11 protein-coding genes are annotated in these 9,469 nt (G+C 72.6%); 6 read left to right on the forward strand and 5 right to left on the reverse strand.

Annotated features, from left to right (window positions below; translation table 11 throughout):
- The 4 genes from ACRDP3_RS16615 to ACRDP3_RS16630 form a co-directional block, all read left to right on the forward strand.
- Positions 1-358 (forward strand): ROK family protein (locus ACRDP3_RS16615; protein WP_431517738.1); only part of this gene is annotated, 358 nt, incomplete at its 5' end.
- 5 nt (positions 359-363) lie between these two features.
- Complete coding sequence (locus ACRDP3_RS16620; protein WP_431517739.1) at positions 364-882, forward strand: GNAT family N-acetyltransferase; 519 nt, start codon at positions 364-366, stop codon at positions 880-882.
- Positions 883-1,014: 132 nt separating this feature from the next.
- Positions 1,015-1,398, forward strand: a complete 384-nt coding sequence (locus tag ACRDP3_RS16625) for a PPOX class F420-dependent oxidoreductase (protein WP_431517740.1) — start codon at positions 1,015-1,017, stop codon at positions 1,396-1,398.
- 170 nt (positions 1,399-1,568) lie between these two features.
- A complete protein-coding gene (locus ACRDP3_RS16630) occupies positions 1,569-1,847 on the forward strand; it encodes an SHOCT domain-containing protein (protein ID WP_431517741.1) in 279 nt (92 codons plus the stop codon).
- 32 nt (positions 1,848-1,879) lie between these two features.
- Here ACRDP3_RS16630 and ACRDP3_RS16635 read toward each other — a convergent pair whose 3' ends face one another.
- The gene (locus tag ACRDP3_RS16635; protein ID WP_431517742.1) at positions 1,880-2,455 is read right to left on the reverse strand and encodes an ATP-binding protein; all 576 of its coding nucleotides are present in this window, start codon (positions 2,453-2,455) and stop codon (positions 1,880-1,882) included.
- Positions 2,456-2,605: 150 nt separating this feature from the next.
- Complete coding sequence (locus ACRDP3_RS16640) at positions 2,606-2,917, reverse strand: hypothetical protein (protein WP_431517747.1); 312 nt, start codon at positions 2,915-2,917, stop codon at positions 2,606-2,608.
- A 165-nt stretch (positions 2,918-3,082) separates the two neighbouring features.
- Between ACRDP3_RS16640 and ACRDP3_RS16645 the strand changes: the two genes are divergently transcribed.
- A complete protein-coding gene (locus ACRDP3_RS16645) occupies positions 3,083-4,213 on the forward strand; it encodes a PLP-dependent cysteine synthase family protein (protein WP_431517748.1) in 1,131 nt (376 codons plus the stop codon).
- 37 nt (positions 4,214-4,250) lie between these two features.
- Here the strand turns inward: ACRDP3_RS16645 and ACRDP3_RS16650 are convergent, their stop codons facing one another.
- Together ACRDP3_RS16650 and ACRDP3_RS16655 are read right to left on the reverse strand one after the other, a co-directional pair.
- A complete protein-coding gene (locus ACRDP3_RS16650) occupies positions 4,251-5,042 on the reverse strand; it encodes an arylamine N-acetyltransferase family protein (RefSeq protein ID WP_431517743.1) in 792 nt (263 codons plus the stop codon).
- A gap of 104 nt (positions 5,043-5,146) precedes the next feature.
- Positions 5,147-6,025: a DeoR/GlpR family DNA-binding transcription regulator gene (locus ACRDP3_RS16655; RefSeq protein ID WP_431517744.1), complete on the reverse strand. Its 879-nt coding sequence runs from the start codon at positions 6,023-6,025 to the stop codon at positions 5,147-5,149.
- Positions 6,026-6,217: 192 nt separating this feature from the next.
- On the opposite strand from ACRDP3_RS16655, the gene ACRDP3_RS16660 reads away from it, so the two are divergent.
- Entirely contained in the window at positions 6,218-8,659 is a 2,442-nt protein-coding gene (locus ACRDP3_RS16660; RefSeq protein ID WP_431517745.1) for a hypothetical protein, read from the forward strand.
- On the opposite strand, the gene ACRDP3_RS16665 is transcribed toward ACRDP3_RS16660, so the two are convergent.
- On the reverse strand, positions 8,629-9,469 hold an 841-nt coding region (locus tag ACRDP3_RS16665), incomplete at its 5' end, for an AAA family ATPase (protein WP_431517746.1). The genes ACRDP3_RS16660 and ACRDP3_RS16665 overlap by 31 nt on opposite strands.

Raw genomic sequence — 9,469 nt, forward strand, 5'->3', positions numbered from 1 at the left:
GCCGGGGCCCGAGGTGTCACTGCTGGAGCAGGCCCGGGAACTGATCCGTACCGAATACGCCACGGATCCGGTGGTACGGACAGCGGTGGAGACCCTCATCGACCGGCTCGGCCTGGGCCTGGCCGGCCTCGTCAACATCCTCAACCCGGACCGCATCGTCCTGGGCGGCCTGCATCGCGCCCTGGTGGAGGCGGACGGCGAGCGGTTGCGCGCCGTGATCGCCGACCGCAGCCTGTGGGGGAGGAGCGGCAGCGTGCCGGTGCTGCCCAGCTCCCTGGACCACAACAGCCTGGTCGGTGCTGCGGAGTTGGCGTGGCAGCCGGTGCTCGATAACCCGCTGACGACGCTGGCAGGATGAATCCCATGCGTATCAGAGAGGGCGCCGACCGGGACCTGATAACCCTTCAGGACATCGAGCGCGCGGCGGGCCGCTGCTTCCGCGACCTCGGGATGGACGCGGTCGCGGACGACGAACCGCCCTCGCTCGCGATGCTCGGCCGCTACGCGCGGGCCGGCGGGCTGTGGGTCGCGGCGGAGACCGCCGCGGACCGGCCGGTGGCCTACGTACTGGTCGAAGCCGTGGACGGCAACACCCACGTCGAGCAGATATCGGTCCATCCGGACCGCGCGCGCCGCGGCATCGGCCGGGCACTGATCGAGCACGTGGCGGCGCGGGCGAGGGCCGCCGGGGTGCCCGCCCTCACCCTCGCCACCTTCACCGAGGTGCCCTGGAACGCCCCGTACTACGAACGCTGCGGCTTCCGCAGGCTGGCACCGGAGGAACTCACCCCCGGACTGCGGAAGATCCGCGCGGAGGAGGCGCTGGCCGGACTGGACCGCTGGCCCCGTGTGTGCATGTGGCGCGACCTCGGTACGGCCTGAGCGTCTCGGTGCGCACGGCCAGGCTCAGGCGCGAGACCGGCTGCTCCCGCCGCAGTAGCCGAACGGGCGACGGCACGCCCCGGAATCCGGTACGGGCCCGTGAGCGGCAGCGTGCCGCCGTAGGGTCGTCGCATGATTCCATCGGAGATCGCCGGCAGCCGGTACATCAGCCTCGCCACCTTCCGGCGTGACGGCACGGCAGTCCCGACCCCTGTCTGGGCGGTCGCGGACGGGGACGAACTGCTCGTCTGGACGCGGGAGGACAGCGGCAAGGCCAAGCGGATCCGCAACGGCAACCGCGTCACCGTCACCCCGTGCGACGCCCGCGGCCACACCGCCGAAGGCGCTCAGGCGGCCGAGGGCACCGCGCGGCTGCTGCCGGAGCCGGGCGGACTGGGGCGGGTGCGCAAGGCGATGACCCGCAAGTACGGCTGGCAGTTCCGCCTCATCGACTCCGGCGGCGCACTGCTCCGGGGCGGCAAGCGCCCGCACTTGGGGATCGCCGTCACCCTCTGAGCTCGTCCCGGCCTGCCCGCCGGAGTCCCCCGGCAGCAGCGGGCGGGCGGCGTGCGTACTCCCCGCGGGGTACCCGCGGAGCCGCTGGCCGTACGACGACGGGGACCCCCTCCCGCGGCGACGCTCGGTAGTGAAGCTGATCCACCCTTCGCACCGAGGAGTTGACCGACATGTTCGACCTGGCGCAATGGCACGACGGCGCGGGCCCGGGCCCGTGGATCCTGCTCTTCCCGCTGATCTGGGCCACCGTCATCGCCGGTGCCGTCATCCTGCTGCGTCGCACCGTGTGGCGTGGCGGCCGCGGCCCCTGGCGCGGCGGACCCGCGGCGGTCCGGCAGCCGGAGAACTCGCCCGTCGACCTGCTCGGCCGGCGCTTCGCCACCGGCGAGATCGACGAGGACGAGTACTGGCGGCGCCTGTCCGTCCTGCGGGCCGTCGCCACGGAGTGAGCGGGAGGGCGGGGCGGCTCGGACGGCTTCGCTCAGGCGTGTGCCGTGCGTGGTAGCCGCACCTCGGATGCGGCAGCGACGGCGTCCCCGGACCCGTTCGCGTCTTCGGCGACCACCTCGGGCAGCGCGCCCGTCACCGTGACCAGCGCGCTGCCCGAGGTGGTCATGGCGGCCGGGGCCGCCGGCACCGTGCCGGGTGAGGAGGAGAAGGGCAGCGTGAACCACACGACCTTGCCCGAGCCGTCGTCATGGGCACGCATGCCCCAGCTGGCGCTGACGGCCGCGATCAGGGCCATCCCGCGCCCGCTGGTGGCGCTCGAACCGGCCGTCCGCAGACTCGGCAGCCGGGGATCGTGGTCCCGGACCGAGACCGTCAGCCGGTCCCGCAGGAAGACGATCTCGACGGTGCAGTGTTTGTCCTCGCCGGTATGCCGGTGCACGTTGGCGAGCAGTTCGGTGACGCCGAGCGCGGCCGCGTCGATGAGCGGGTCCAGCCGCCAGTAGCGCAGCTGTGCGGTGACGATCCGGCGCACCTGACCGATGCGGGAGGGCAGCGCCTGGAATTCGACGGCGCAGTGCGTACGCGACCGCGCCGGACGGGCGGTCACGGCAGCGGCTCCCCGGTCAGGGCCCGGACAGCGGAGTGCGGGGCATATGTGATGAACGACACACGCTCAGAATGGGCCGGTCGCCTCGCTCCCGCAACGCGGGCTCCGCCTTCCGGTGCCCGGCCCGCCGGTCCGCGCCACCGCGCGGTCTCAGCGGCCGAGCACCCCGCGCTCGGCGGCGGCCTTGGCACGGGCCGTACGTACCGCGCTCAGCAGTCCCGCACGGTTGCCGAAACCGAACCGCAGCACATAGCGCGTGCCGCCGATGGTCGCCAGTGCACTGTCGGGCAGGCCGTAACCGCTGATCCGCACCTGGTCCAGCGGGGCGCTGTCGATCTCGCTGCCGTAGCTGGTCAACAGCACCAGTTGCCCGTCCCGTACCAGGACATGGCCCGCCCGGGTGAGTGAGCGCAGCATCCGCCGTATCCCCACCCCCGCCGCGTCGTACTCCGGCTCCGCCACGGTGACCTCCCAGCAACTCATCGCGGCCCGGTTGCCCGCATCCGGCCGCCCCATACCCTCTTCGAAGTGTGCCCGCAAGCGGCGGGCTCCACCAGAGGGCACTCTTATGATCGGCTCGTGAGCACCACCGAACCGGCCCCCGCCCCGGGCCACGCGCAGTCCGCCATCAGTGACGCCCTCGCGGCTCCCGGCACGGGCACCCCCACCCTCGACGTCGACCGCAGCGACCCGGACTACCGCGCCTGGCTCAAGGACGCCGTACGCAAGGTGCAGGCCGACAGCAACCGCAGTGCCGACACGCACCTGCTGGCCTTCCCGCTGCCCGGGCAGTGGGGCATCGACCTGTACCTCAAGGACGAGTCCACCCACCCCACCGGCAGCCTCAAACACCGGCTGGCCCGCTCCCTGTTCCTGTACGGGCTGTGCAACGGCTGGATCCATCCGGGCAGCCCGGTGATCGAGGCGTCCTCCGGCTCCACCGCGGTGAGTGAGGCGTACTTCGCCAAGCTGATCGGGGTCCCCTTCATCGCGGTGATGCCGCGCACGACCAGCCGCCAGAAGACCCGGCTCATCGAGTTCCACGGCGGCCGGTGCCACCTCGTGGACGATCCGCGGACGGTGTACGAGGTCTCGGCGGCCCTCGCGGAGGAGTCCGGCGGCCACTACATGGACCAGTTCACCTACGCCGAGCGGGCCACCGACTGGCGGGGCAACAACAACATCGCCGAGTCGATCTATCAGCAGTTGCGTCTCGAACGCTTCCCCGAACCCACCTGGATCGTCGCCACCGCCGGTACGGGCGGCACCTCCGCCACCATCGCCCGCTACGTGCACTACATGCAGTACGACACCCGCGTCTGCGTGCCCGACCCGGAGAACTCCTGCTTCTTCGACGGCTGGCTCGCCGGCGACCCCGGCGCGTCCAGCGACTGCGGCTCCCGCATCGAGGGCATCGGCCGCCCCCGGATGGAGCCCAGCTTCCTGCCCGGCGCCATCGACCGGATGATGAAGGTGCCGGACGCGGCGAGCATCGCGGCGCTCCGCGCGCTGGAGCGGGCCATCGGCCGGCGCGCGGGCGGCTCCACCGGTACCGGCCTGTGGAGCGCACTGAAAATCATCGCGGAAATGGTCGGGCAGGGGCGCACCGGCAGCGTCGTCACGCTGATCTGTGATCCCGGCGAGCGCTATCTCGACAAGTACTACTCCGACGCCTGGCTCGCCGAGCAGGGCCTCGACATCGAGCCGTACGCCCAGACCATCGACACCTTCCTGGCCACCGGCGACTGGCCCGCCTGATGCGCGGCGGCGCGACTCGCCGTTGCCGGTCACGGCACTAGACAGGCGGGTCCGCCTTCAGGACAGGCAGGCGTTCCAGAACGATGCCGAAGAGTTCCCGGTAGGTGCTGAGGGCGGCGTCCCCGGTGAGTTCTGCCTCATGCCGCCTTCCCGCGTCCGTCGTCACCAGAGTGCGGTCGCTCAGAGTGATGCGCCCGGTCCCGGTGAGCAGTGAGCAGACCAGCGAGCGGGTGAAGTGGGACCTGGGCGAGGTGCGGTGCCACCAGCACGCCGGCTCGAAGTCGGCGAGCTCCCGGGGGCGCGGTTCGAGTCGGTACTGGGGCGTGCCGTCACGGTAGACGTCCAGGTCACCTGCGGGGGCGTCCGCGATGCGGAAGACGCCGCCGGGATCCTCCTGTTCGTCCCGCCGGTCCAGCCGCAGCGGAAACTCGGTGTGCCGTCCGAAACCCACGTCCACCAGCCAGGGCTCCGGGGTCTCCACCCGGAGGGCGAGATGGTCGAAGGGCGGTCCCGGCCCGTCGTCGCCGAAGACCCGCGCCGCCAGCAGCGTCACCGGATAACCCAGTGCCGTGAGCAACGCGGCGAAGGCGCCGTTGAGTTCGTAGCAGAATCCGCCCCGCCGCGCCCCGGTGACCTTGTCGGCCAGCGCCTTGGGCTCCAGCACGATGTCCTCGCCGAGGTGGACGCTCAGATTCTCGAACGGGACCGTCCGCAGGTGCCGTCGGTGCAGATCCCGCAAGGCCGTCGCGTCCGCACGGGCCGGGACCGGGGCGCCGATGCGGTCGAGGTAGGCGTCCGTGCGCGAGGCGTCGATACGAAGACCGGTCATGACCCTGTTATGCCATGGCGACGGCGCTCGTCGCATCGGTCGGCGGGTCTACGTCGCACGGCGGATCGGCGATGCCGGGCGGACTCACCTGGACGTACGGCGGCTCAGTCCGCCTTCCGCCGGTCGTTGCCGCTCGCCCGGCCGCCCTCCGCCGCACCCGCGACCACGAGTTCCGGCAGCTGTTCCCTGATCTCCGCGCGGGCCGCGTCCGGCAACCCGCCGTCCGTGACGAGAGCGTCGACCTCTTCGAGCGAGGCGAACGAACTCAGTCCCACCGTCCCCCACTTGGTGTGGTCCGCGACCACGACCACCCGTCGTGCCGAGGCGACGAAGCGGCGGTTCGTCTCCGCCTCCGCGAGGTTCGGCGTCGACAGACCGGCCTCGGCGGATATGCCGTGCACGCCGAGGAAGAGCACATCGAAGTGGAGCGAGCGGATGGCCGCGTCGGCGACCGGGCCGACCAGCGAGTCCGAGGGGGTGCGTACGCCGCCGGTGAGCACCACCGTCGCGGCACCGGTACGCCGCGACGCCGGTGCCCGGCCGCCGTCGTCCGTACTCCCCTGAGCGGCGTGGAAGATGTCCGCGACCCGCACCGAGTTGGTGACCACGGTCAGGTCGGGCACCTCGACCAGCTGCTGCGCCAGCGCGTACGTCGTCGTGCCGCCGGACAGGGCGATGGCGCTGCCCGGGCGGGCCATCGCGGCCGCGGCCCGCGCGATGTCCGCCTTCGCGGACAGCTCCAGCGCCGACTTCGCCTCGAAGCCCGGCTCGTGCGTGCTCGGCTCCGCCGGCGGCACCGCACCGCCGTGCACCTTCTCCAGCGAACCCTGCCGGGCAAGGACGTCCAGGTCGCGGCGCACCGTCATGTCCGAGACGTTCAGCTGCCGGGTCAGCTCGCCCACCCGGGCGCCGCCGCGTCGCCGCACCTCTTCGAGGATGAGCGCGCGCCGCTGCTCCGCGAGGAGGTTCTGGTTGTCACCCACCGCGCCTTCCGCCCTTCGTCACCGCACACGGTCACCGCACGCCGGTACCGGTCATCCTGCCATGTGGCCGGGGCCGTCGGACCGGTCAAGATTTCGAGCGGCTTCGGTGTGGAGAGCTGTTGGGGGCACCGTCCGCCGGGCAGGATGTCGGGGGCGACACTGAGCGCACGTACTTCGGGGGGAGCACGAACGATGCCGCAGGACGAGCAGAGCAGCAGGCCCGCCAGTGTCGCGCGCGGCGCCCCGGGCGAGTCCGGGGTGCGGCCGCCGCCCGGACTCAATCTGGAACTCCTCGTGCACGGAGTGGGCGGGACCACGCCGGAGGAGATGCTGGGCGACCCGCGCGTCGAGCGTGTCACCGGTGACTGCACGGCAGCCGTGTACCGGCGCACCGAAGACGTCGACGCGGAGGCGCGGGCACACGACTACACGGACAAGCCCGTCCCGGAGGCGTACTCCTGGTCCAACCTCACCTCCGGCAACAGCGCCCGCGCCCTCTGGCTGATCCTGCTGCCCTTCATGGTCGCCAACCTCGCCCACTGGATGCGTCCCGCCGTCTACGGGCGCCCCCGCGCGGTGCGCGTGCACGGCGCCCTGGTGCGGCTCGTCGCCCTCAGCCTCACCGTGCTGCTCGTCGCCGCGGCCTGTGAGGTCGCCCTCGACCTGATCGCCTGGCAGTGCGCCGGCTCCGCGGCCTGCGCGGGGCAGCGTTCCTGGCTCGGCTTCCTGGCGCCGTCCTCCCCGAACGCGGCCGGGGGCGGCGGCTGGTGGAGCCAGCCGGGCCGCCGCCTCGCCCTGGCCGCTGTGGTGCCCGCCGCACTGACCGTCCTGCTGTGGTGGCTCTCGCACCGAACCTGGGCTGCCTACGAGTCGCAGCCGCCGCTGCGCCGGCCCGTCACCTCGTACGACTCCGAGTCGGCCGAACGGCCCGCGTTGTGCATGCCCGGATTCTGGTTCGGCAAGCGGCTGGTGGCCCGGCTGCGGGCCGCCCACACCGCCGCGGGCTTCCTCACCGTCGCGGCCGCGCTGGCCGCGGCCACCACCCGGCACGACCGCAAGCCCGGCGGCAGCGCGGCACTCGACGCGCTGGGCTGGGCGGTCGAGGTGCTGATCGTGACCGGCGCCGTCTGGGTGGTGTACGTGGTGTGCCGCCGGGGCCGCGGAGAGAGTGACCCCGACGGCGTACCGGCACCGTCCGTGCTCGACCGGATCACCGGCCGGGCGATGCCCGCCGCGAGCATCGCCCTGCTGCTGCTCACCGCGGTGTACGCCGCATGGTCACGGCCCGGCTGGGAGTCGGCCGGCGGCGAGCTGCCCGGTGACGAGACCTTCGGGGTGCTCGCTGTCGGGCAGGGGGTGCTGGTCCTCGCGCTGGGTGTGCTCGGAATCTTCCTGTACCGCCGACGGCCCGTGGCACGCACGGCGTTGAAGGGACTGGGCGCGGCCGCGGTGGCGATGCTCGCCTGCGCCCTGGGCGGACTCATGTCCGGCGGCGTCACCCAGCGGGTCGGCGACTGGCTGGACGGCCCCGGCACCCCCGGCGCGGGCAACGGTCTGATCCCGGGCCCGCCCATCTTCCTGACCTGGCAGTCCTCCGCCATCCCGGTGCTGCTCGCGGCGGTGGTGGTCCTGCTGCTGTACTTCGTCCTCCACGTGTCGCGGCGGGGCCGGGAGATGGCCGACGATGTGGAACGCGGTTACCCCGGATCGCTGCCGGACGCCTCCCGCTCCCGGCACATCGCCTCCGTCATCGCCCGCGCCGGAGTCACCGATTCCACACCCTGGCTGGTCGGTGTCGTCGCTCTGCTGACACTGCTGCTGGGCGGGGCGGCGGTGCTCGGCGCCCGCTTCACCAGGCAGGTACCCGGCCGGGCCGCCGACGGACTGCCCGCTGTCATCGACGGGTTCGCCGATACCACCCAGGCGCTCGGCTCCTGGCTTATCGGTTTCGCCTTCGTGCTCTTCCTCGCCCTGGGCCGCCGCGCCTACCGCGACCCCTCCACCCGCCGTACCATCGGCATCCTCTGGGATGTCGGCACCTTCTGGCCGCGCGCCGCCCACCCCTTCGCACCGCCCTGCTACGCCGAGCGCGCCGTCCCCGACCTGGCCTGGCGGATGTCCACCTGGACCGAGCGGACCGGCGGACGCCTGGTCATCTCCGGGCACTCACAGGGCAGCGTGCTGGCCGCGGCCGCCGTCTGGCACCTGGATCCCGGCACCCGCCGCCACGTCGCCCTGCTCACCTACGGCTCACCGCTGGAACGGCTCTACGGGCGCTGGTTCCCGGCCTACTTCGGCCCCCGGCAACTGCTCGACCTGCACCACGAGGTGGACTGCTGGCGCAACCTGTGGCGGCTGACCGACCCCATCGGCGGCCCCGTCCGCCTCCCCGAGGAGGACGGCGGCGCCGACGGACCGGGCGTGGACCGTGGTCCGCTCCTCGATCCCCTGGAGTACGGCCGTACCCTCGAACACCCGCTGCCCGCACCGGTCCTGGGACACGGCGAATACCAGGCCGACCCCGCCTTCGACGAGGAACGGGACCTCCTGCTGACCAGGCTGCGAAGTGCGCGGACCGCACCCGGCTCCGGCGAGGCCGGCGGTCAGGCCGATGAGGGCAGGTCGTCGGCGTAGAGCAGCGTCAGGTCGTCGGTGCTCGGGTCGGGCAGCTGCGCCACCCGGCCCGCGTGCCGCTCGACCATCGCCTCGAACGTCTGCCGCGCGGTGCGCCCGTTGCCGAACGAGGGCCCCTTGGGCAGGGTGGTGAAGTGCTGGAGCAGTGCCTCACCGGCCCCTTCGCCGAGGTGGTATTCGTGCTCCTCCGCCTGCTGCTCCACGATCCGCAGCAGCTCCTGGGGCGCGTAGTCGCCGAAGGTGATGGTGCGGGAGAAGCGGGACGCGACACCGGTGTTGACGGCGAGGAAGCGTTCCATCTCCGCGGTGTAGCCCGCGGCGATCACCACCACCTCCTCGCGGTGGTCCTCCATCAGCTTGACCAGCGTGTCGATGGCCTCCCGGCCGAAGTCCCGGCCGCCGTCCTCGGGGGAGAGGGCGTACGCCTCGTCGATGAAGAGCACACCGCCCCGTGCCCGGTCGAACGCCTCCTGGGTACGGATCGCGGTGGAGCCGATGTGCTCGCCGACCAGGTCGACCCGGGAGACCTCCATCAGGTGCCCGCGCTCCAGCACGCCCAGGGAGTGCAGGATCTCGCCGTAGAGCCGGGCGACGGTGGTCTTGCCGGTGCCGGGGGAGCCGGTGAAGACGAGATGGCGCCGTACGGACGCGGCCTTCAGACCGGCCCGCTGCCGCCTGCGCCCCACCTCGATCATGTCGATGAGCGCGCGCACCTCACGCTTGACGCTCTCCAGGCCCACCAGAGCGTCGAGTTCGGCCAGCACCTCCTTCGCCGGGCGCGCGGCCTCGCCCGCGTGCCCGCCCGCGCTC

It is taken from the genome of Streptomyces sp., assembly GCF_050698815.1.
Taxonomy (GTDB): Bacteria; Actinomycetota; Actinomycetes; order Streptomycetales; family Streptomycetaceae; genus Streptomyces.

Bases quoted from the DNA above. Each gene is read 5' to 3' on its own strand.
- ACRDP3_RS16620 (WP_431517739.1), top strand. From the start codon at position 364: ATGCGTATCAGAGAGGGCGCCGACCGGGACCTGATAACCCTTCAGGAC.
- ACRDP3_RS16625 (WP_431517740.1), top strand. From the start codon at position 1,015: ATGATTCCATCGGAGATCGCCGGCAGCCGGTACATCAGCCTCGCCACC.
- ACRDP3_RS16630 (WP_431517741.1), top strand. From the start codon at position 1,569: ATGTTCGACCTGGCGCAATGGCACGACGGCGCGGGCCCGGGCCCGTGG.
- ACRDP3_RS16650 (WP_431517743.1), bottom strand. From the start codon at position 5,042: ATGACCGGTCTTCGTATCGACGCCTCGCGCACGGACGCCTACCTCGAC.
- ACRDP3_RS16660 (WP_431517745.1), top strand. From the start codon at position 6,218: ATGCCGCAGGACGAGCAGAGCAGCAGGCCCGCCAGTGTCGCGCGCGGC.